This window comes from Bacillus cereus group sp. BceL291 (assembly GCF_051776705.1).
GTDB lineage: Bacteria > Bacillota > Bacilli > Bacillales > Bacillaceae_G > Bacillus_A > Bacillus_A cereus.
In genome coordinates this window covers 104,917-127,039 of the sequence record NZ_JBPWAP010000009.1, presented here as the reverse complement: position 1 = coordinate 127,039, position 22,123 = coordinate 104,917, and the positions used below count along the sequence as shown (strand labels likewise).

Below are 22,123 nucleotides of genomic sequence, written 5' to 3'. Positions count from 1 at the left end.
TTATTGATTAGTTAATTTAATGATGGAACGCCGTATGCGGTGAAAATCGCACGTACGGTGTGGAGCAGGGGAAAAGGTGGAGATTGCCTCAAAACCTTACCTATTGCTATAAAACCATGGCGGGAAAGAATATGTTTTACAGGAGTACATAGTAGAGATGAAAAATGAAGAGTTAGTATGTACTGTAAAGTAACAGAGGGGTGAGGGATAAGAGAAATTAAAACAAAATTATATTTTAGTTTAGCATCCACTATTTTATTTGCAATAGCCGTGATTGTTTTCTTTATAAATGGTAATCCACAAAAGTGGTTTTGGTTATGTATTTTCTTTGCGTCCATTATACAAAATATAGTGCTACTAAAAAAGAATAAAGAAGTGCATTAAGATATTCAAATTATTAACATATTTGTGTCGTCTTGCTAGTTGTATTGAAAACGCTTTTATTCAGTTTTATAATAAAAGTATGTTTTATAAATCTCCAAAACAATTAAAAGGGAGATGATACAATGTTAGCTTCACCGTTTTACTTACATACATGGAAAAAGTTTGTTAATGAAGGTGTTCTTGATTCAAATCGCATAAATCAAAGAATTTCAGAATCGTGGCATCGATGTAAACAGGCTAATGTTAATCCTCACATGAATAAAGGTCAGAAAATTTTGTCTTCTAACATTTTTCAAGAACAAAAGAAAAAGAGTGAAATTTTCCTTGATATCGCATTACCTCAAATACAAAATATGAGAAAAACCATTGATGAACTACAAATGATGGCATTATTAATCGATCCAGATGGTTATGTTCTATCGTTAAGTGGAAATAAACAAACGTTAAAGCGAGCGAAACATATTAATTTTATTGAAGGTGTAAAATGGACGGAATCAGCTGTTGGCACAAATGCAATTGGAACAGCGCTAGAAATTGAAGAAGCTATTATGATAAGTGGTACTGAACATTACACCGTGGCATCTCATAGCTGGAGTTGTGCGGCTGCTCCCATTCATAATGATGATGGGAAATTAATTGGTGTTCTAGATTTCTCGTGTCCGATTGAATTTTCGCATCCATATATGCTCGGTATGGTAACTTCAATTGCACATGCGATAGAACGTGAATGTAGCATAAGAGTTCATCAAAATGAATTACACTTAATCCATCGTTTTTTAGATGTCATTGATAGTGATGAACAAGTAGTTATTTGTAATCATCGTGATGTTATCGTTTCTGCGAGTAAGAGCGTTCGTGAACGAATAAATAATTGGTCAAGAATGAAACTTGAAGAGTTAATGCACCATGGATTGGAAACTAAATTAGAGATACCAGTATATAGTAATGAAAGAATGATTGGGAAATGTATGTATTTAAAGGAAAATAAACAAATGAATACATATTCTGCTCTCACATTTATAAAAGGGATTACTTTTTCAGGAGTTACCGGGACAAGCAGAGCATTTCAACACACACTAGAAGAAATTAAGCTTGTTTCACCGACTGATGCTAGTGTGTATGTATGTGGTGAGACAGGAGTAGGAAAGGAATATGTCGCGAGAGCGATTCATGAAAATAGTCCAAGAAAAGACGGGCCCTTTATAGCTGTTAACTGCGGTTCTTTGCCTAAAGAATTAATGGAAAGTGAATTGTTCGGTTATGCTGAAGGTGCGTTTACAGGTGCGCGACGTCAAGGATATAAAGGGAAATTTGAACTAGCAAACGGAGGAACATTATTTTTAGATGAAATTGGTGAAGTACCACCAGAGATGCAAGTAGCATTATTGCGTGTTTTACAAGAACGCACAATAACTCCAATTGGGAGTTCAAAATTGGTACCAGTAAATATTCGTATTATTACTGCCACACATAAAGATTTACTACGGTTAGTAGAAGAAGGGAAATTCCGTCAAGATTTATATTATCGTTTGCACGTTTATCCGTTATATGTTCCATCGTTAATAGAAAGAAAAGAGGATATCCCATATTTTATACAACACTTTTGCGAACGGAAGAATTGGAATGTTGTATTTCCAAAGAGTATATACAATCAATTTTTACAACATACATGGCCCGGAAATATTCGGGAACTAGTAAATGTATTAGAACGCATTTACATTTTGTCGCAAGGACGGGAAATATGCGAAAAACAAGTAGATTTTTTGTTACAAACAATGAGGGGAAATCAACAACAACTTGAGTTACAAGTTGAAAATAAAACAGAACATACATTACATTTTCGCGAAAAAATACAGCGTGATAGCATGATTGAAGCATTACAAAAGACAAATGGAAATGTTTCGTTAGCTGCAAAACTATTAAATGTACCCCGTAGTACATTTTATAAACGAATGCAAAAATATAAGTTATAAAGTAGATTTTTGCAATCTACTTTTTCTTTGTGGGCTCATGTTCTGTCGGAATGTGCGCTTACCGGGGAAATAATAGAACAGTTAGAAATTAATTTCCGAAAGGGGGACTTATGTGAAGTATATTGAAATTGGCTTCGGAAATAGGTGGTTCGTTCGAACAGAAACTGAAAATAAAGATGGAACTGAATTTGAGGAACGAGGAATTATAAAACCTATTTATTTTGAGTCTTTATATGTACGAATTTGGTTTCGGAAAACGTGTTTTATTTTTGATACGAAAGAAGGGTTTAAAAAAACTAAGAAGAGGAGGATTGAATATAAATTTATAGTTGGAATTGTAAGTAGACTGAATAAAGAAAAAGTGTGCTGATATACGTTATTATATTGACCAGGAAATTCTTTGGACTTATATTAAATTCATAAAAAGCAATTTTACTAAGTATAAATTGTTAATAAAACCACTAAAAATTATTATCAAGACCTAAAAGCTAAAAATCCTAAAAAAATAAAGGTGAGCGCATATTAGTCATGTATAATATGTACTCACCTTTATTTTCTTGTTCAAAGCACCCGTTAGTCACTCATGGAACATGGAATAAAGTGTGGTATTGATTTAAAATAAAGTTTGATAATTTATAAAAAAGATTGATAAAACCCTGTATTAATATAAGATTTTTCTTTCGCCCCTTAAATTTCAGTTGTATTGTTCAATTAAAGGGCCAGATTGTTGAGGAAACAGGAATAATAAGAATACTCAAAAGATTGTTTGTGAAGTGCTACACTTAAACTAACGGGCAGTTTAGCTTAAGTACATTTTTTCACAAATTTAAAGGGGGATATTTCCCCATTTTTTATACCAGCTTAACGTTGATTCGGGAATGTTGAACTTCGCTACCTGCTAATTGAATTCTACTTCATCTGGAGACCTTTAAATTAAAATGTTTCCTTTCTTCTGACAGACTTATTAAATTTCGAAAACAATCAATTCAATCATCTTTTCGTATAGAAAAACTTATTAAGAAACATGCACTAGAAAAAATATAAATCATATATAGGAGATATCCCGTTTGAATGCTTGAGGAGGATATTATGAAACCTATGTTACCTAGTGAAAAATATTTCGGTAATTTAGAACTAGTTTATGCATTTTATGGGGCTATGCCTACAGGTGTTACTGTTTCAGAAACCGGTCGTATTTTCATTTGCTTTCCGAAATGGGGAGACGATGTTAAATTTACGGTGGCGGAAATTTTTGAGGATAAATTGCAGCCTTATCCTAATTTACAAACCAATTTGGTTAATCCCGAGAATATCCCAATGACTTTCATCAGTGTCCAAAGTGTAGTTGCTGATGGAAGGGGAACGCTTTGGATATTAGATACAGCGGCACCCAATTTTTCTGAACCTATTAAAGGGGGGGCAAAATTAGTCGCTGTTGATTTAGAAACCAATACAATAAGAAAAGTATATACCTTTACAGAAGATGTTGTCCTGCCTACAACTTATCTGAATGATGTCCGTTTTGATTTTCGTGTTGGAAAAGCAGGTTATGCCTATATAACGGATTCTTCTTCAAGAGGACCAGGAGCTATTATCGTCGTAGATTTATCAAATGGAAACGCGTTTAGACGGTTAAATGGAGCAAATTCAACTTCACCCGATCCCTATTTTTTACCGAAAGTAGAAGGTCAAATTTTAATGAATCGAAACAAAGACGGTTCAACTTCTCCATTTAGGTTGGCGTCTGATAGTCTTGCGATTTCTCCCGATGGAAAGATATTATTTTTTGCTCCACTAACCAGTCGGCATTTGTTCTCGATCTCAACAGAAGCCTTGAGAGACAGAACGATACCGGACATGAATTTACCTTATCATGTGGAGTATTGGGGAGAAAAAGGTGCGTCTGATGGAATGATCACCGATGCAAAGGGAGCTGTTTATGCTGGAGATTATGAAAACAACAGTATCCGTAAGATATTGCCAAATGGCATAATGGAAGCTATCGCACATGATCCGAGAATTTTGTGGCCGGATACTTTTTCAATTGGTCCGGATCAATATTTGTATGTCATTGTGAACCAATTACATCGACAGCCTAGATTTCATTATGGAAAAGACTTACGACAGAAACCTTATAGTTTACTTCGTATCAAAATTGATGAATTTCCTGCTCCGACCTCTTCATAATAAAAATATTCAATTAATTGTTTTCATTGATAGAAAATGATCAATCTTTTTCAAAATGGATTCTTTTTATTTACCATAGAATACGGGTTAAAACGATATTTTTAATCAAACTTTATTTTAAAATTACGAAGGAACTCATGAATGTTTTAAAAAATATGGTGAAGTAGTAATACCCCAACTTATGAGTGAAATTAATGAAAAGTTAAAATGGGATGTTATTTCAAATGTATAAATAAAGGTAAAGAAATAGGGGCTGAAGAAATTGAAAAACTATTAGCGGATTTATCACCAGAACAAGTAAAGATTGTTTTTTATCAAGAAAGTAAGGAATATGTAAAAATACTAAATCAAACTGATTATAATCAAAGAAGTAAATTAGAAGAAAGTGAATTAAAAGCAATTCTAAGTGAAATGAAAGAGGAGGAAATAATAGAGTTTTTAAAATTTGAAAAGAATTCATTGATGAGATGGACTTCAATTAGTATTGCTTGGGATATTATTGGAAATCGTGGTGAGATTTCTAAGGACATTGCTGAAGAATTTACTGAAATTATTTTAAGTAGATTAGAGAGTTATTCTTGGGAAAATTCGGGGGGATAAGCATTGTTGAAAAAATTAAAAATATATTAAAAGAAGATTTTTTATGGGATTTGGCGGAATATAATATAAAAAATCTTGATGACGATGACAATTATTATACTTGTAGCTCGAATATGGAGTTTCTGTTGCAATACGCAGGAGATTTATTATTTATAGATATTGTGAAATATATGTTCGATGAAGAGTTGAAATGTCACTATATGTGGCTAACTGGATGTGGATATATAAGCTTTAATTTTGAAATTGCTCCTTCAACTAGCTATTTACCTCAGCCTAAAGATATTAAAGAACTTGTTTGTAATATTCTATTTGAAGATTTTTCATTGAAAATCTCAATAGCTCTTTCATATATTTCTTTATCAATACAAAATCTTTCTGTTATCCAATAATTAAGTTCAGAAGATGTAATGATTTGTTCTCTTTTCTTACCTTGGAAATATCGTTTTAAAACATTATCATTAATAGAAGTTGGAATACCATCGATATAACCGAAAATCTGAATTTTCTTTAATACAGGAGATGTATGCCAATCGTTAGACCTTGAAATAAGTTCTTTCATATTTGATAAGTGTATTGGTTCTTTTACTTTTTCTTGATGAGCTTTAATAAGCTCATTTAAAAACTTTAAGCTAGTAGGCTGTTTTGTCGTTCCTAAAAATGATAGGAAGCTATTTACTAGTTGTACTTGGGTCATTTTCTTATCCTTTCTATATAGAAATTGTTATTGGTATTATTATAGAATATATGTCAGAAAATACAGTTATTCATTAATGGAGTGGGAGAGAATTATATGTCGATGTCGCTATATTATAAAAAAATCCGGGAGCAATTAGGACATGAACTAATATTCATGCCAAGTGTAGCTGCAGTTATTAAAAACGAGCAGGGAGAACTCTTATTTCAATATCCTGGCGGAGAATATTGGAGTTTGCCGGCTGGAGCAATTGAACCTGGGGAAACTCCAGAAGAAGCAGTAATTCGGGAAGTATGGGAAGAAACAGGATTGAAAGTACAAGTGAAAAAACAAAAAGGGGTATTTGGAGGGAAAGAGTTTCGTTATACATATGCAAATGGCGATAAGGTAGAATATATTGTTGTTGTGTTTGAGTGTGAAATTACTAGTGGAAAACTGAAATCGATAGATGGTGAATCTTTAAAACTACAATATTTCTCATTTTCTGAAAAGCCTCCTTTAGCACTACCATACCCGGATAATATATTTTTATAGATGTAAAATAGCACACCTTATTTATTGAAGGTGTGCTATTTATATAACCCGGTCGTATACATCTCCGTTAACGTATACACAATTTCCTCTAAGTTAATCTTTTTGTCATTTTGCATAATAGTCCAAAGAAACGATTCATTCATCGCGAACCAACCGCGTGCTACAATCTCTTTATTTAAATTAGGTTGTGCTAATCCACTTTCTTGAGAGTAAGTAATATCCTGTTTAATGCTTGTTATAAAACGTTCCCGAATCTCATCCCATTTTTGCCGTATTTCTCTTGATAATCCTATCGCTTCCTCTACAACTTGCAAAATAGCCCGTTCTTCATCTGCTAATTGCAGGAATGCTCTAACTTGATTTTGGATCATTATACGTGCTTCCTCTTTTGTTTGTGGAGAAAAAGAGCGTTCAGCGATATTATAAAAACGATTCATAACATCTTCCATTAAACTAATTAGGAGATCATCTTTGTTTTTGAAGTATACATATGCTGTACCATATCCGGTTTCTGCATGTTTAATAATTTGTGTAATTGTCGTTTTTTGAAATCCGTTACGTATAAAAATAGTGTAACCAGAGTGTAATAGTTTCTTCTTCGTTTCTAAGGAGCGGTGTTTTCTGGATGAAAGGGTACTGTTTTTCAAAGAATCACCTCTTTATACTGAAATATCTGAAAATATAATTGTATTGTAAAAGAAGTTCATATATAAAGTCAACTGACATAATATCATTGACGTTGTATCAATTAAGGTGATATATTTCAATTAGTTAGAATAAAAAGAAAATTAAGAGAAGGTGACACCATGTATAAAGAACCATTTCAACCAACTTATGAGTATGCGCTTGAATGTGATAAACATGATGAACTGAAAGATTTTCAAACTGAATTCTATAAAAAAGAAAGTACTATATATTTAGATGGAAACTCATTAGGGCTACTTTCAAAAAGAGCAGAGAAATCATTACTTACGTTGCTAGATTCGTGGAAAGAGTATGGTATTGACGGCTGGACAGAAGGTGAGCATCCATGGTTTTTCCTTTCAGAGAAATTAGGTAAACTTACAGCCCCTCTTATTGGAGCTTTACCGGAAGAAACTATTGTAACCGGTTCCACAACTGCGAATATACACCAAGTTATTGCGACGTTTTATGAGCCGAAAGGAATACGTACAAAAATACTTGCGGATGAATTGACTTTCCCATCAGATATTTATGCACTTCAAAGTCAAATTCGTTTAAAAGGATTAGATCCAGAGGAGCATTTAGTAAGAGTGAAAAGCCGAGATGGTAGAACACTTTCTGAAGAAGATATTATCCATGCGCTGGAAGATGATATCGCTTTAATTTTATTACCTTCTGTTTTATATAGAAGTGGTCAAATTCTTGATATGAAAAGTTTAACAACGGAAGCTCATAAACGCGGCATTCACATTGGATTTGATTTATGCCATTCAATAGGATCTATTCCGCATCATTTCAAAGATTGGGATGTCGATTTTGCTGTTTGGTGCAATTATAAATATTTAAATGCAGGACCGGGTAGTGTTGCAGGCCTTTATGTAAATAGTAAACATTTTAATAGACTGCCAGGATTGTCTGGATGGTTTAGTTCTAGAAAAGATAAACAGTTTGATATGGAGCATACATTAACAGCTGCCGATCATGCAGGTGCTTATCAAATTGGTACACCGCACGTATTAAGTACAGCACCTTTAATTGGTTCTCTTGAAATGTTTAAAGATGCTGGTATTGAACGTTTACGCGAAAAATCTTTACATATTACAAGATATATGCTGAATTTAATTGATCACGAATTAAAAGATTTCGGATTTACAATTGGAAATCCATTAGAGGATGAAAAACGTGGCGGGCACATATATTTAGAACATGCAGAAGCAGCACGTATTTGTAAAGCGCTAAAAGCAAATGGAGTTATCCCTGATTTCCGAGCACCTAATGGAGTAAGACTGGCGCCGGTCGCTTTATATAACACATATGAAGAAGTGTGGAAATCTGTACAAATATTAAAGAAAATTATGAAAGAAGAAGAGTATAAACAGTTTGAAAATAAGCGAGAGGTTGTGGCATAAGCATGAAAACATCAGAGTGGATTGATATTTCACAACCGCTAAATAATGATATTGCAACGTGGCCAGGAGACACACCGTTCTCATATGAAGTTTCATGGTCAAAAGAAGAAAGTGGCTCGGTAAATGTTGGAAAGTTAACGATGAGTATTCATACAGGCACTCATATTGATGCACCATTTCATTTTGATAATGATGGAAAGAAAGTATTGGATTTAGATGTTCAAGTTTATGTTGGCCCAGCACGGATTATTGACGTTTCTAATCTTGAAAGCATCGGGAAAAAGGAATTAGAAAGCTTTCATTTAGAAGGTGTAGAACGATTATTATTACGTACATCTTCACATGGAAAAGCTGAAGAATTTCCAGATGTGATCCCTCATTTACGTGCAGACATAGCACCTTTTCTTTCGGAGAAAGGTATTCGTTTAATCGGAGTAGATGTACCATCAGTTGATCCGCTAGATGATAAAGAATTAGCAGCGCATCATCAATTATTTAAACATGGAATTCATATTTTAGAAAATGTCGTACTAGATCATGTAGCAGACGGTGATTATGAATTGATTGCATTACCACTTGCATTAACTGATGCCGATGGAAGTCCAGTTCGAGCCGTTATTAGACCAATATAAGTAGAATCATATAAAAGGGGCGTTTGGCTAATATGAAAGAAAATGAAAAAGTAATTATGGAAAAAGGGATTCATACGGATTTTAAAGAGAATATGACGTATGGGGAATATTTACAATTAGATAGTTTACTATCTTCTCAAAAAAGATTATCAGACCATCATGATGAAATGTTATTTATCGTTATTCACCAAGCAAGTGAGCTTTGGATGAAGCTCATTTTACATGAGCTAAATGCGGCGATTGAATCTATTAAACAAGATAAATTACAACCAGCTTTTAAAATGTTAGCACGTGTATCAAAAATTCAGTCTCAAATTATTCAATCTTGGGATATTCTTGCGACATTAACACCATCAGAATATATTGAGTTTCGTGATTCACTCGGTCAAGCTTCAGGTTTTCAATCGTATCAATATCGTATGATTGAGTATGCACTTGGCTATAAAACGCCACATGCATTAAAAATTTATGAAAAGGATCCAGAATTACATGCACGACTTCATAAAGCGCTACATGCACCAAGTCTATATGATGTCGCGATTCAAGCATTAGTAAAAGAAGGATTCCCTATTCATAAAGATGTGTTAAACCGTGATATTACGCAGCCTTATGAAGAAGATGCAACAGTAGAAGCAGCATGGTTAGAAGTGTATGCGGATGTGAAAAAATATTGGAATTTATATCAGCTTGCTGAAAAATTGATTGATATTGAAGACTGGCTACAACAATGGCGTTTCCGTCATATGAAAACAGTAGAAAGAATTATTGGACATAAAATGGGTACAGGTGGATCCTCCGGTGTTTCTTATTTAAAGCGAGTACTTGATCAACAATTCTTCCCAGAGCTTTGGAATGTTCGTACGAAATTATAAAAATAAACCTGTCAGTTCATTATGGCTGACAGGTTTATTTTTATTTGAGCACAATTATGTTTAAAATGAAGGAACAAGATATAATAAATGGATTAACTATTTAAATGGAGGTAAAGTTTTTGGATTTCAAGCAACTAGAAAATAAATTCGAAAAGAAAAAAGTGAATACATTTCTTGTTTATCAAAAAGGACAATTAACAACTGAGTATTATAAAACACCCGAATGTGCAAATAACTTATATAAAATAAATTCGATTACAAAAAGTATCGTATCTTTATTAATTGGTATTGCAGTTGATAAGGGCTATATAAATGATATACATACACCGATCACAGAGTGGATTGAAAATGTACCTAGGGGAAAACATAATTTAACACTATATCACTTATTAACAATGACTACTGGTGAGGACTGGAAAGAGTTTGGGAATGGAGTAGTATTCCCAAATGACTTTGTAGAATCAGAGAACTGGGTACAGTACATATTAGAAAAGCCAATAATTGAAGAACCTGCTACAAAAATGAATTATAATTCAGGTTCTTCTCATTTACTGAGCTATATTATTCAAGAAGCTACTGGAATGTCGACAGAGCGGTTTGCAAAGAAATATTTATTTAATCCATTAGAAATTAACGAATACGAGTGGCAACAAGATCCGCAGGGTATATATGTCGGCGGCTTCGGTATGAAAATGAAATCTACCGATTTATTAAAATTAGGAAAATTATGTTTGCAAAATGGATATTGGAATGAAAAAGAAATTGTATCAGCGAAATGGTTAGAAGAGTCAAGTAGGGCGCATTTTGAAACATATGAACATGTCGGCGCATATGGATATCACTGGTGGGTATTACATACCGAAAGATTTCACATACCGTATTGTATATATTTCGCTATGGGATACGGCGGACAATACATCGTTATCATTCCTCAGTTAGAAGTAGTAGCTATTATAAGTAGTCATATGCCAAAACGTGGGCTCGTTCCATTAAAACTATTTATTGAGTATGTACAGGGAAATTCTAATTATATATAAGAAAAGGAGGGAATGTATGAAGGATGAAAAAATTATATCTTTATTTAGATTCTGTTTAAGTCTTCTAGTATGTAGCGCTATTATTACGCAATTCATAATCAGGGCACAAGTGAAACCGTTCAATCCAGTTAACTTTTTTAGTTTCTTTACTATCGAAAGTAACATTTTAGTTGCATGTATTCTCCTTTTAAGTAGTATCGGAACAGCTACATTTGGTCGCTCAGAGCAGTTTAGTATACTTCGTGGTGCGGCGACGGTATATATACTTACGACAGGACTCGTTTATTTTTTGTTACTAAGAGGGTTAGAAGAGTCACTTCAAACGGCAATACCATGGGTAAATACTGTGCTACATTATATCATGCCGATTACAATGCTTTTAGATTGGATTTTAAATCCACCTATTAAGAAAATCACTTGGAAACAAGCTGCAAGTTGGCTTTTATTCCCGTTTTTTTACGTTGTATATAGCTTAATACGTGGTCCAATCGTGAATTGGTATCCATATCCGTTTTTAGATCCGAGAATAGGTGGATATGGTAAAGTACTTTTATACAGTATAGGGATAGCAGTTGTAATTGGTGCTATTTGTATATTGGTAAGATTTTTAGGGAATCGAAACTTTAGAAAAGAATTTTAGAAATGCAAGAACCCCACTGTATCTGTTTTTAACAGTGGGGGTTTCACTTTATCCAGCTATTTGTCGGGCTGCCCGTAAAAGTCCGATTGGTGAGGGCTGATGATTAGTGGGAGATGAACAAAACCCCCACTGATTAAGGTTTCACTTTATCTACTCGTCTTCTGAAACGACAACTTTATAAATTTCACCGTCTTTGTTTCAAATTCTACATCAACAAAAACACCGTATTCTTTTCCGTTCTCACGTAACCACAATTTAAATTTTTCAACAGTTATTTGAACTGTTTTTGGTTTTCTACCTATATGAAGATAGTCAATAATTTCTGCTTTTGGGTATTGTTCTTTCGTCTTTTCTACGGCAAGTTTACCCCATTTGGCATACGGCGGCTGCGCATGAACAATTGATGAGCCTGTATATATATTTGAACATGTTGTTAGGAACAGAATGACAAGTGCAACACGTTTTAACAATTTTTTCATGATGAACTCCTTTTATCCTTTTTTATATTGTTTACATATTTTTTCAACGATATTAGTTTGGATTTTTTTGTCTTCTTTACATAAAAGCGAGGCTTTTACAAAACATAACCAAGAAATCATTTCCGTAATTAAGGAGGGAAAATTATGCGCCAAAAAGCTATTTTTAAAATAGCAGTTTTACTTGCGTTCATAGGACTGTCTTTAATGGTCAGTAGTATACAATTAAAGAATGTAGAAGCTTTTTCTAATCAAGTTATTCAAAGAGGAGCATCTGGCGAAGATGTCATTGAACTGCAATCTCGTTTGAAATATAACGGGTTTTATACGGGAAAAGTGGATGGTGTTTTCGGATGGGGTACATATTGGGCACTTCGGAATTTTCAAGAGAAATTCGGATTACCCGTTGATGGTTTAGCTGGAGCTAAAACGAAGCAAATGCTCGTGAAGGCAACGAAGTATGACAAGTCCACTGCTAATAAAGGGACGACAACGAATAAAGGAAATAGCGGTGGCACTGCACAAGAGAATAAACCACCTCAAAATAAAGGGACAAATGTTCCAAACGGTTATTCTCAAAATGATATTCAGCTTATGGCAAACGCAGTATACGGAGAATCGCGTGGTGAACCGTATTTAGGACAAGTTGCAGTAGCTGCCGTTATTTTGAATCGTGTTACAAGTGCGTCATTCCCAAATACTGTTTCAGGTGTAATCTTTGAACCTAGAGCATTTACAGCGGTAGCCGATGGACAAATATATTTAACGCCAAATGAAACAGCAAAAAAAGCAGTTTTAGATGCGATTAACGGATGGGATCCAACAGGAAATGCTTTATATTATTTCAATCCAGATACTGCGACTAGTAAATGGATTTGGACTCGTCCACAAATTAAAAAAATCGGTAAACATATTTTCTGTAAATAGAGCGGAGGTGGGACAATGTTACGAGGTATTATCATTGTATTATTAACAGTCGGTGTAGTAGGAACAGGCTATTGGGGCTATAAAGAGCACCAAGAGAAAAATGCAGTTTTAATTCGAGCGGAAAATAGCTATCAACGTGCATTCCATGATTTAGCATACGAAGTCGATTTATTACACGATAAAATTGGCACAACACTTGCGATGAATTCACGATCATCTTTATCACCTGCATTAGCGGATGTATGGCGTTTAACATCTGAAGCTCGCTCGGATGTAGGGCAACTTCCTTTAACATTAATGCCATTTAATAAAACAGAAGAATTTTTAGCGAATATCGGTGATTTCAGTTACCGTGCAGCCATTCGTGATTTAGAAAAAGAGCCGTTAAATGAGCAAGAATATAAAACGCTACAAACTTTATATTCAAATGCAGGAAATATACAAGATGAACTAAGAAAAGTACAACATCTTGTTTTGAAAAATAATTTACGCTGGATGGATGTAGAAATGGCACTTGCATCAAATCGCGATCCAGCAGATAACACAATTATTGATGGATTGAAAACTGTAGAGAAAAACGTAACATCATATTCTTCTACAAACTTCGGACCGACCTTTACAAGTGCGCAAAAAAATAAAAAAGGCGGATTTGAAGCGGAAGGAAAGGCAATTTCTAAAGATGAAGCGGCGAAAATCGCAAAATCGTTTCTGAATTTAAAAGGAAATGAAAAAGTAGATGTAGAGAAAAGCGGAAAAGGTGCGAAAGAATCCTTCTATAGTGTGAAAATTAAAGATGAAGCAACGAATAATGAGTTCTATATGGATATTACCGGAAAAGGCGGATATCCAATTTGGGTTATGAATAACCGTGAAATTAAAGAACAGAAAGTTAGTTTAAACGATGCAGGTAGTAAAGGCTTGAAATTTTTAAAGGACCATAAGTTTAATAATATGGAGCTTTATGATAGCTCCCAATATGATAATGTTGGTGTATTTACGTATGTAGTAAATGAAAATGGAGTACGAATTTATCCAGAAGCAATCCAAATGAAAATTGCTTTAGATGATGGTTCTATCGTTGGGTTCTCCGCAAAAGAATATTTAGCGTCACATCAAAAGCGAACAGTTCCATCGGCAAAGCTAACTGCAGCAGAAGCAAGAAAGAAAATCAATCCGGATGTAAAAGTCATGGAAGAACGTAAAGCTTTAGTAGTCAATGATTTGCATAATGAAGTACTTTGCTATGAATTTGTAGGCACTTTAGGAAAAGATACGTACCAAATATTCATTAATGCTAATAGCGGGGCCGAGGAAAAGGTAAAGAAAATGCAAGCTGTTGAAAAAATTTATGATTAAACCTTAATAGTGAAGTGGTGAAAATAATGAAAACTCTAATATATATATTGATGCTTTGCTTCGTTATAACTGGATGCAGTATTGGAAAAAAAGACAATCCAAACGAAAAACCGGAACAAAAAAATGTTTCAATGAAAAATGTTAATTATACGAATAAATCAAATAAGCCAAATGAAAAAGCAGCAGATCATTTAGCATCTTTAGCGGCAAGTGTGCCAGGTGTGAATGATGCAACCGCGGTCGTTGTTGGAAAATATGCTATTGTAGGTATTGATGTAAAAGCAAAACTTGATCGAACTCGAGTTGAATCAATTAAATACTCTGTTGCAGAAAGTTTAAAAAATGACCCTGACGGTGCTAATGCAGTCGTTGTAGCAGATGTTGATACGTATGAACGGCTCAAACAAATTGGAAAGCAAATTAAAAAAGGAAAAACAGGTGAAGGTATACTAGATGAATTAGCCGCTATTGTGGGCCGAGTAATGCCACAAGTTCCAAATGATATGATAGAAAATAGAGAAACGAATCCAATTAAGGATAATGATAAACAATTACCAAAAGATGAAGAACAAGAGTTAAGAAAAGAACAGAATGATCAATCAAATAATCATTTGAATAAATGAAATTAGCCTCGTACTTAATTGTACGAGGTTTTTAAATATAATATTAAATATTCAGTTTATTTTCAAGGAAAAATATGGTTTAATTATGATGGGAGGGACAACTGTTATGATGAAAAAAAGCGCATGTATATTGTTTGGTTTATGCTTAGGTTTCAGTATGACAGCGTGTGAACAGAGAAAAGAAGTGAAAAATCAAACAGCAACTTCTTCTACTGTGATGGAAAGGCAACAGAAAGAGTCTATCAATATAAATCATTTTTCGAGTATAAATGAAGGGATGACTTATACAGAAGTGAAAGATTTAATTGGTTTTGAAGGAGATTTACTTATAGAAGAAGGGGTAGAACATTCTACACAAATTAAACAAATTTTTGCTTGGAAAGGGAACAATCCAAATTCATTTGTTGAAATTACCTTTTTAGATGGAAGAGTGCATTCAAAAGCACAGCAAGGTATAAGTTAATAAGCTGAAAAATGGGAGAGTTTAGCATGAACATACACACAGGGGAAATTCAATTAGTTCCGTATAAGGAGAAATATAAAGAAGTTATACAAACATTTACTTTACCAAGTGAACAAGTTCAGTTTACATCAGATCCAAGCGCATTACTGGAGAAAGCAAAAAGTGATCGTACAAAAAATGTGATTGTTATTTTAGATTACAATGGGGTACCGGTGGGTCTTTTCGCATTGCAAACAGGCGATAGAGTACAGGAATTCACAGACAATAAAAACGCTTTACTTTTAACCTCATTTTCTATAAATCACAATAGACAAAGAAAGGGATACGCTAAAAAGTCATTGTTATTATTAGACGAGTTTGTAAAACGTTATTTTCCAATAAAAAATGAAGTTGTACTTGCTGTGAATGAAAGAAATATTCCTGCACAAAATTTATATGTAAAAGTCGGCTTCCAAGATAAAGGTTTTAGAAGAATGGGACCAATAGGCCAACAAATAATAATGCATTTGTCTATAATGAAATAATGAGATAGAAAACTTACTCTTGAATATTCATGTAGTAGGTTTTTTTATTTTAATAATATAAAATATATGTATATAAAATGAAATAGAAATGAAGGATATAAAAAATAAATCAAGATAGAAAATGGAATATCGTTGGGGGAAGAGTGATTAAAACTGGGATTGCAGTTTTTCTTACAGTGTTAGTTTGTGAATTTTTTAATATCTCAACTTGGAGTTATAAAAATGATTTAAAAGATTATAAACCAAATCATTATCATCACCATTTTTCAAGTGAGTATATTATTTTATTTGAGGTATTATCTATTCATGATATGTTAGAAGAATTAAAACAAATATCCGAGAAATATGAGTGGGGAAATCGATTCAATTGATAAGTTCATTTTATTGTGGGGGGAATAGTATGACACTTTATATTGCATTACTAAGAGGAATCAATGTCGGTGGACATAAAGTAATCAAAATGGCTGAGTTAAAACGAGTGTTTGAATCAATAGGGTTAAAACAAGTGAAACCGTATATACAAAGTGGTAATATCGTGTTCGAATCTGAGGAAGATATAAACTTTCTAAAAGACCGAATACAAACGGAAATAAAAAATGAATTTGATTTCGATGTTCCAGTCATGCTAAGAACACATGATGAATTTATAAATATTATTAAACAATGTCCGTATGAAGTTCATTCATTGTTAGAAGGAGAAAGTGTTCATATTGCTTTTTTAGCGAATGTACTTTCTGAAGAAGAGAGTAGTCAATTGCTTACATTTAAAAGTGAACTTGAAGATTGCTATATAGATGAGAAAGTCGTTTATTTGTTTTTCAAAAATAGCATTCGAAATTCTAAATTAATGAACCAGTTTCAGAAGTTACATACACCAGCTACAGTTAGGAATTGGCGGACTGTGAACAAATTAAAAGCAATTGTAGAGGGTATGTAAATATAAAAAGATGAGGTTTTCTACATGTAGAAAACCTCATCTTTTTATTTATATTGTTTTGCAACTACGAGTTCGACAATAGGATAAATAAAGAAGGAAGAGCAAATTGCGATGAACAGAGGGAGGTTTTTTACTCCATCTAAATTAGCCCCCATAGAAAATCCTTCAGAGAAGATTAATATAAGGAACATTACAATTACAAGCACAAAATATGCAATTTTAAAGCTTTTATATGTAATTTGTTGTCCCATTTCATCTTGACTTTCTTCTGATACACCGTGGGGATCTCCCCAAGTAATGTAATTAATTAAATTACTAAGTATTAACGAAATAGCAAAAATCGTACCGCCCAAAATAGAACCTTCAGTTATGTATTTATATGTGCCATGTACTAGTATTGCAATTAATGCTAAAACAATGATTATAAAAATAGTTTTTTTAGTATTCAATAAATAATTGCCCCCTCGATTGTAAAAAACTCTTTACAAATATAAGTATAAAATTGGAAAAGTATCATGTCAAATACTTTTTACACGAAATATGTAAGTATGTAATATTTTAGTTCTATGATAAATAAAAAATTACAATACATTTGAATGTAAAAGAATGGGCTCGCATATATTTGGAAGGGATGTCAGATTAATTTAGGGGGTAGTTATGTCTATACTTTTAAAAGCTGGTGCAGATGCAGGAAACAACGGTTTGAAGTTAATGGTGAAAGGGCAAGACCCTATTTTTATTCCGAGTATTTATTCTTTATATATAGGTGAGCCTACAGGACTCTTAGATGAGGTAGATGTTTCATTATCTGAATTAGAAAACCACATTGATGTGACTATAAGTTCGCCATCGTTAATGCTAAATAATGTACGATACATCGTTGGAGAAAAAGTCATTCAAGATCAATTAAAAGGTACTGAGGTAGAGAAGAAATCAAATAAGTCAACGGATGAGTTAATGGTTATTACAATACTATCAGGTTTGGCGGTAAGCGCTATGCGTCAAAGTCCAACTTCTAGCCATATTAATATTCGTTATGATTTATCTGTCGCTCTTCCTATGCAGCTTATTACACAAGAAATAGCTGCTGAAAATGCAAAACGTTATATGGGAAATCATAAGGTTATTTTCCATTATCCGAACGGACGCGATGTGACAATTAATGTTTCAATTGAGTATTGTAAATGCCTACCTGAGGGTGCTTCTGGGACGTGGGGCATTGTATACGATGAAGAAGGAAATGTTGTGAAACATAAAATAGAATGTGAGCAAAATCAAGTTTCTGAAATTGATTTTGTAGATAAAACTCTACTCTCTTTTGATATTGGCGCAGGGACGACAGAAGAAGTCGTTTCATTAGGGGTGAATTTCCGTCCGCAACTAAGTAAAGGTTTATCTTATGGTGTAAAAGAGACGTTACTACAAATCATTACGAGATGGAACCGGAAGTATCCAACTAAAACGATTGATAGCATTACAGAATTCAATCAAATTTATTTAAATGATAAGCATCCGAGAAATACATTATTAGTTGAGGAATCACAGCCAGCGCTATTAGGTTTAGCAGCGCGTGTTGCAACAGATATTATAAATAAAATTGATGATATGAAAGACGATCCATACGTGTTTATTTATGGCGGGGGTGCAGTAATTATTAAAAACAGTTTAAAAATGATTTTAAAGCAAAAAGGACGACTCAAAAATGTAATCTTTGTAGATAATCCGTTATTTACAAATGCACGAGGATTATTAGTCTATACTTGTTCGCCAAAATATAGAGAGCATAAGCAAAAAGAGTTAGGATTTACAAACTTAACGATAAGTTAGTTGGTGGGAGTATGCGATCTAGGCGATATAAACGTGGTGATCGAGTAAAAATCAATATTCATAAATCGGTATCACCTGAAATGCTTGCGTGGCTGAATAAACAATCAAATCCAACTAATTTCTTCTTCTTTGCTGCGCAGCAACTATTTAAACAAGTAGGAGATATTGATGTTTCTAAAGCTTTACCAAGCAGCCATGTTTTCTCATTATATGTGGAGCCTTCATCCTTATTAAAAGTCGAAGTAAACCCTTTTAAAAACATGACACTAGACACAAATACATCCACTGAAAATGCAAAAAAAAAATTATGGGAATCTGTTGATCAATTAGATTGTCCATTTTTTTAAACATAGAAAAATATAAGAAGTCCCCATCACTATACATACGAATACAGTGATGGGGTTTTGTTTGTAAATGGAAGGGGCACAATACAATTTGTGACCCTTCCATTAGTTATTTATCTAAATTTTAGATGTATGTTTAGAAACAGCATTAATTATGCTTTCCCAGTCATCTGGATGGTTTTCATGGCCTGCCCCTTTAAGGGTTAATAGTACTGAGTTTGGAATTTCATCAATTAGTGCGAGGCCATGTTCAAATGGTAGTGCTGTATCGTCTGTTCCGTGAATAACTAATGTAGGTGCTTGTATGGATTGAAGTACACCTTCATATGCATCATCACCTTGAAGTAAAGCGTGATTAAACATACTTAATAAATTGTTTGCGCGTTCTATTTCTTGTTTTACTTGTTTATAAACTCTATTTTCATCAAATATTCGTTCTGATCCACATAATAGACGAGATCCTGAAACTAAATACTCTGCCACATCATTTTTATTTGCCCAATCTATACTTGTGCCATTTACATGATGTGTTAAAATCCTTTCATCCATTGGAGGTAAATCGCGAGTATTGTCATCAGATCCTATTACACTAGTCGCTAGTAAAGTTAGCGTCAAAATTCTTTCGGGATGTTTTACAGCGGCAATTTGAGCAATCATACCACCTAATGACATGCCAAATAGGTGAGCTTTATCAATATGATAAGCATCTAGTACTCCAATTGCATCTTCAGCCATATCTGTTACTGTGTAATTGGAAGTTCTAGGTTCATAGGCAACAGAGCGCCCAACATCACGGTTATCAAAGCGAATAACAAACTTCCCCGTACTAGCCAACAGCTCACAAAACTCTTCATCCCAATAAACCATGGAACATGTAGCGCCCATAATTAATAAAATAGCAGGGTTCTTAGGGTTCCCAAAGCTTTCTGTACATATATCAATTCCGTTTATTTTAAATATCTTTTCACTCATATAGTTAGCCTCATTTCTTTTGAATTTAATTAATAAAACAATTTTGGATGATTCTAAGATGTGTGTAAGATTCGTGGTGGAATTCATCCCGCTATTTGCTGGACAGTAAGAGTCCCATCTTAAAATTCAGGGAAAGTAAAGAAGTTGGGAGGGGACCAACTTCCCGAAAAAGCCCGATTGGCGAGGGTTGATTAAAGTTTCACTTTATAATGCTTCTTGCATAATTACCCCCAAAAATAATTATATGTTAATTCAAGGCAAAAAATTTTGAGAAATAATTGTATGTTATTAAAATAAACAGCAAGGAGGAGAGGAAATGAAAGCAATTGTTATTGATCAATATGGTATTGTTGAAGAATTAAAAGAAAGACAAGTTTTAAAACCGGTTGTTCAGAATAACGAAAAAGCTCAACAATAAATAATATCCCATACTATACATTTTCATTTTCGAGTATTATTTATTGTTAGCTATTGTGATATTACTTCTAACAAATACTGTTTCGTATTGTATCGTGTAATTTTTCTAATCCAATTTCCATATCTTTCTCGTTTAACATTGAATAGCTAATTCTTAATTGGTTATCATTTGTTTCGTAATTTAATAGACAAGCTGTTCCTGGTAAAAAAGAGACATCTACTTCATTTGCTTTTTGTAATAAGGTAAAGGGATCTATCGAATCAGGCAGTGTCACCCATAAATTAAAACCTCCATTTGGTATTTCAAAGTGTAGTTCTTTTAATGGCGACAATATATCAATTGTTAAATCACGTCTCATTTGTAAAGCTGTACGTAATTTTTCTAAATGGTTTTTCATACGTTCTGCACGTAAAAATGGTAGAAGTGCCTTCTGTGTTAATAAAGGACTACCGATATCCATCGAACCTTTTACTGCATATAGCCATTCAAAAATAGGGCCATCGGCAATAAGTGCTGCGATACGCAGTCCTGGTGCTAACGTTTTACTAAATCCTTTTATATATATTACGTGGCCATCTTTATCAAAACTTTTGATTGGGGGCGGGACTATAGCATCCTCAAAATATATTTCTCCGAAAGAATCATCTTCAATAATAAAAAATTGATATAGCTCCGATAGTTCTATAAGTTCCATTCTTCGTTCTTTACTCATTACTGTACCTGTCGGATTCTGGAAGGTGGGATTCGTATACAATAAAACGGGATTTTTACTTTGACAAATATCATCAATTAAGTCGGAGCGAACTCCATGATTATCAAGAGAAACGGGAATGATTTGAACACCTTTATTGATGAAAATATCAAGCGCAGCACTGTAACATGGACTTTCTACTAATACAATATCTCCAGGTTTTAATAATGTTTGAGCAATTAAATCAATTCCTTGTTGTGCGCCGCTTGTAATTAATAATTGAGATGGGTCTGTCACTAATTTCTGGTGTTCATTTAAGTAATTTGCTATTTCAACTCGCAATTCATAATCGCCTTGAACTGGCCCATAAGTTGCTAACAACATCGGATTTTTATCCAGCAATTTATGCATTTCATCTGCCAAAAATGGATTTGGTAACAGACGAGGATACAGAATTGCTTGTGAAAAATTATAATATTTACGGTGCTTATTCATTGCATATTGAGAACGCATAACATTAATCGTTTTCATTTGTTGCCATTTATACGGAATTGGTTTGAAATCTTTCTTTACCCGTTTATATATGTAAGCACCTTTTCCTTGTTCGATGCGTATATACCCTTTCGTTTCTAACTGTTTATACGCTTTACGAACTGTTAATACATTGATTTGTAAATCTGTGGCCATACAACGTAAAGAAGGAAGAGATTCACCATGTGAAAGCATACCACTTTGTATTCTGTCAACAATTTGCATATATATTTGCTTGTAATACGGTATGTTTGTTTCTTTACGCAATACAATTTTCATAGGTTCACCTATTTTTCTTTTTAACTTAATTAAAGCGAAAAATATATAGGGAATCAACTACAACTTGAAGTAACTGTTATATGTACCGATACACTGTTATACACCATAG

At 33.5% G+C, this 22,123-nt stretch carries 24 protein-coding genes and 1 pseudogene; 19 read left to right on the top strand and 6 right to left on the bottom strand.

Annotated features, from left to right (window positions below; genetic code table 11):
* Positions 1–115: 115 nt before the first annotated feature.
* The 5 genes and pseudogenes from ACS2CR_RS09460 to ACS2CR_RS09440 all read left to right on the top strand — a co-directional run.
* A pseudogene (locus ACS2CR_RS09460) lies at positions 116–193 on the top strand (NIPSNAP family protein); the annotation flags it as partial.
* A 313-nt stretch (positions 194–506) separates the two neighbouring features.
* The gene (locus ACS2CR_RS09455; protein ID WP_053512405.1) at positions 507–2,357 is read left to right on the top strand and encodes a sigma-54-dependent Fis family transcriptional regulator; all 1,851 of its coding nucleotides are present in this window, start codon (positions 507–509) and stop codon (positions 2,355–2,357) included.
* A gap of 112 nt (positions 2,358–2,469) precedes the next feature.
* Positions 2,470–2,727: a DUF3977 family protein gene (locus ACS2CR_RS09450; RefSeq protein WP_000873827.1), complete on the top strand. Its 258-nt coding sequence runs from the start codon at positions 2,470–2,472 to the stop codon at positions 2,725–2,727.
* A 719-nt stretch (positions 2,728–3,446) separates the two neighbouring features.
* The gene (locus tag ACS2CR_RS09445; protein WP_015382380.1) at positions 3,447–4,544 is read left to right on the top strand and encodes an L-dopachrome tautomerase-related protein; all 1,098 of its coding nucleotides are present in this window, start codon (positions 3,447–3,449) and stop codon (positions 4,542–4,544) included.
* A 207-nt stretch (positions 4,545–4,751) separates the two neighbouring features.
* A complete protein-coding gene (locus tag ACS2CR_RS09440) occupies positions 4,752–5,144 on the top strand; it encodes a hypothetical protein (RefSeq protein ID WP_140159907.1) in 393 nt (130 codons plus the stop codon).
* Between the two features lie 268 nt (positions 5,145–5,412).
* Here the strand turns inward: ACS2CR_RS09440 and ACS2CR_RS09435 are convergent, their stop codons facing one another.
* On the bottom strand, positions 5,413–5,838 hold the full coding sequence (locus ACS2CR_RS09435; protein WP_438906063.1) for a hypothetical protein: 426 nt from the start codon (positions 5,836–5,838) through the stop codon (positions 5,413–5,415).
* A gap of 96 nt (positions 5,839–5,934) precedes the next feature.
* Between ACS2CR_RS09435 and ACS2CR_RS09430 the strand changes: the two genes are divergently transcribed.
* Entirely contained in the window at positions 5,935–6,372 is a 438-nt protein-coding gene (locus ACS2CR_RS09430) for an NUDIX hydrolase (RefSeq protein WP_000062928.1), read from the top strand.
* A gap of 35 nt (positions 6,373–6,407) precedes the next feature.
* Here the strand turns inward: ACS2CR_RS09430 and ACS2CR_RS09425 are convergent, their stop codons facing one another.
* Positions 6,408–7,019, bottom strand: coding sequence for a TetR/AcrR family transcriptional regulator (locus tag ACS2CR_RS09425; protein ID WP_000798551.1), 612 nt, complete (start codon positions 7,017–7,019; stop codon positions 6,408–6,410).
* Between the two features lie 159 nt (positions 7,020–7,178).
* Between ACS2CR_RS09425 and kynU the strand changes: the two genes are divergently transcribed.
* From kynU to ACS2CR_RS09400, 5 genes are all read left to right on the top strand, one after another.
* Positions 7,179–8,465, top strand: coding sequence for a kynureninase (kynU, locus tag ACS2CR_RS09420; RefSeq protein ID WP_053512404.1), 1,287 nt, complete (start codon positions 7,179–7,181; stop codon positions 8,463–8,465).
* A gap of 2 nt (positions 8,466–8,467) precedes the next feature.
* Complete coding sequence (gene kynB / locus ACS2CR_RS09415) at positions 8,468–9,097, top strand: arylformamidase (RefSeq protein WP_000858061.1); 630 nt, start codon at positions 8,468–8,470, stop codon at positions 9,095–9,097.
* 32 nt (positions 9,098–9,129) lie between these two features.
* Entirely contained in the window at positions 9,130–9,969 is an 840-nt protein-coding gene (gene kynA / locus ACS2CR_RS09410) for a tryptophan 2,3-dioxygenase (protein ID WP_000661957.1), read from the top strand.
* 119 nt (positions 9,970–10,088) lie between these two features.
* A complete protein-coding gene (locus ACS2CR_RS09405; protein WP_016110117.1) occupies positions 10,089–11,006 on the top strand; it encodes a serine hydrolase domain-containing protein in 918 nt (305 codons plus the stop codon).
* A gap of 16 nt (positions 11,007–11,022) precedes the next feature.
* Positions 11,023–11,646 (top strand): Pr6Pr family membrane protein, encoded by a 624-nt coding sequence (locus ACS2CR_RS09400; RefSeq protein WP_153602739.1) that lies wholly within the window; start codon positions 11,023–11,025, stop codon positions 11,644–11,646.
* Positions 11,647–11,792: 146 nt separating this feature from the next.
* Here the strand turns inward: ACS2CR_RS09400 and ACS2CR_RS09395 are convergent, their stop codons facing one another.
* Positions 11,793–12,125 (bottom strand): DUF3889 domain-containing protein, encoded by a 333-nt coding sequence (locus tag ACS2CR_RS09395; protein WP_153602740.1) that lies wholly within the window; start codon positions 12,123–12,125, stop codon positions 11,793–11,795.
* Between the two features lie 144 nt (positions 12,126–12,269).
* On the opposite strand from ACS2CR_RS09395, the gene sleB reads away from it, so the two are divergent.
* The 6 genes from sleB (at position 12,270) to ACS2CR_RS09365 (ending at position 16,952) form a co-directional block, all read left to right on the top strand.
* Positions 12,270–13,049: a spore cortex-lytic enzyme gene (sleB, locus tag ACS2CR_RS09390; RefSeq protein WP_001249053.1), complete on the top strand. Its 780-nt coding sequence runs from the start codon at positions 12,270–12,272 to the stop codon at positions 13,047–13,049.
* Between the two features lie 15 nt (positions 13,050–13,064).
* Positions 13,065–14,405, top strand: coding sequence for a germination protein YpeB (ypeB, locus tag ACS2CR_RS09385; protein ID WP_000943727.1), 1,341 nt, complete (start codon positions 13,065–13,067; stop codon positions 14,403–14,405).
* A gap of 26 nt (positions 14,406–14,431) precedes the next feature.
* Positions 14,432–15,028 (top strand): YhcN/YlaJ family sporulation lipoprotein, encoded by a 597-nt coding sequence (locus ACS2CR_RS09380; protein WP_000854054.1) that lies wholly within the window; start codon positions 14,432–14,434, stop codon positions 15,026–15,028.
* A 106-nt stretch (positions 15,029–15,134) separates the two neighbouring features.
* Complete coding sequence (locus tag ACS2CR_RS09375; RefSeq protein ID WP_000976435.1) at positions 15,135–15,491, top strand: hypothetical protein; 357 nt, start codon at positions 15,135–15,137, stop codon at positions 15,489–15,491.
* 11 nt (positions 15,492–15,502) lie between these two features.
* Positions 15,503–16,015: a GNAT family N-acetyltransferase gene (locus ACS2CR_RS09370; protein WP_140159906.1), complete on the top strand. Its 513-nt coding sequence runs from the start codon at positions 15,503–15,505 to the stop codon at positions 16,013–16,015.
* Between the two features lie 400 nt (positions 16,016–16,415).
* The gene (locus tag ACS2CR_RS09365) at positions 16,416–16,952 is read left to right on the top strand and encodes a DUF1697 domain-containing protein (protein ID WP_016110115.1); all 537 of its coding nucleotides are present in this window, start codon (positions 16,416–16,418) and stop codon (positions 16,950–16,952) included.
* A gap of 44 nt (positions 16,953–16,996) precedes the next feature.
* Here ACS2CR_RS09365 and ACS2CR_RS09360 read toward each other — a convergent pair whose 3' ends face one another.
* The gene (locus tag ACS2CR_RS09360; RefSeq protein WP_001093143.1) at positions 16,997–17,401 is read right to left on the bottom strand and encodes a hypothetical protein; all 405 of its coding nucleotides are present in this window, start codon (positions 17,399–17,401) and stop codon (positions 16,997–16,999) included.
* Between the two features lie 208 nt (positions 17,402–17,609).
* Here ACS2CR_RS09360 and ACS2CR_RS09355 point away from each other — a divergent pair, with 208 nt between their 5' ends.
* Entirely contained in the window at positions 17,610–18,779 is a 1,170-nt protein-coding gene (locus ACS2CR_RS09355; RefSeq protein ID WP_000025622.1) for a ParM/StbA family protein, read from the top strand.
* An 11-nt stretch (positions 18,780–18,790) separates the two neighbouring features.
* The gene (locus ACS2CR_RS09350; protein ID WP_001257760.1) at positions 18,791–19,126 is read left to right on the top strand and encodes a hypothetical protein; all 336 of its coding nucleotides are present in this window, start codon (positions 18,791–18,793) and stop codon (positions 19,124–19,126) included.
* Between the two features lie 114 nt (positions 19,127–19,240).
* Here the strand turns inward: ACS2CR_RS09350 and ACS2CR_RS09345 are convergent, their stop codons facing one another.
* Together ACS2CR_RS09345 and ACS2CR_RS09340 are read right to left on the bottom strand one after the other, a co-directional pair.
* Positions 19,241–20,095: an alpha/beta fold hydrolase gene (locus tag ACS2CR_RS09345; protein WP_001290770.1), complete on the bottom strand. Its 855-nt coding sequence runs from the start codon at positions 20,093–20,095 to the stop codon at positions 19,241–19,243.
* 485 nt (positions 20,096–20,580) lie between these two features.
* Positions 20,581–22,014, bottom strand: coding sequence for a PLP-dependent aminotransferase family protein (locus ACS2CR_RS09340; protein WP_000706793.1), 1,434 nt, complete (start codon positions 22,012–22,014; stop codon positions 20,581–20,583).
* Positions 22,015–22,123 lie beyond the last annotated feature (109 nt).